Here is a 455-nt window from a genome sequence, read left to right as displayed (position 1 = left end):
CAAGGTGAACTCTGCAGCCAACATCGAGTTTCATGCCCGTATCATTGCAGAGTATGCCATGAAAAGGGCCTTGATCGCCGTAGGGTCCGATATAGAAAGGTTTGCTTTTGAAGATTCCACGGATGTGTTCATGCTCATGGACAAACTGCAACAGGATTTATTTAGTATTTCAGAGAAGAGCATCAGGAGGAATTATGCCTCCATGGCGAGCATCATGACGCAGGCTTTGACTGAACTGGACGCTAGGAAAAACCATGTGGATGGTCTCACGGGTGTGCCAAGTGGCTTTACGGAATTGGATAAACTCACCAACGGCTGGCAGAAGAGCGATCTGATCATCGTGGCGGCCCGTCCAGGTATGGGTAAGACAGCTTTTGTGGTGTCTGCGGCCAGAAACGCCGCGGTAGAGTTTAACAAGGGCGTGGCTATATTCTCTTTGGAGATGGCCTCGGTAC

General features: G+C 49.9%; 1 protein-coding gene. It reads left to right on the top strand.

Features of this window, described 5'->3' with window-relative positions:
• The coding region (locus tag D7Y13_RS42735) for a replicative DNA helicase (RefSeq protein ID WP_279637205.1) at window positions 1–455 on the top strand (455 nt) is incomplete at both ends.

This window comes from Corallococcus praedator (assembly GCF_003612125.1).
GTDB classification, from domain to species: Bacteria; Myxococcota; Myxococcia; order Myxococcales; family Myxococcaceae; genus Corallococcus; species Corallococcus praedator.
Note: the sequence above shows the minus strand (reverse complement) of the source record. Positions and strands in the feature narration are given on the sequence as shown.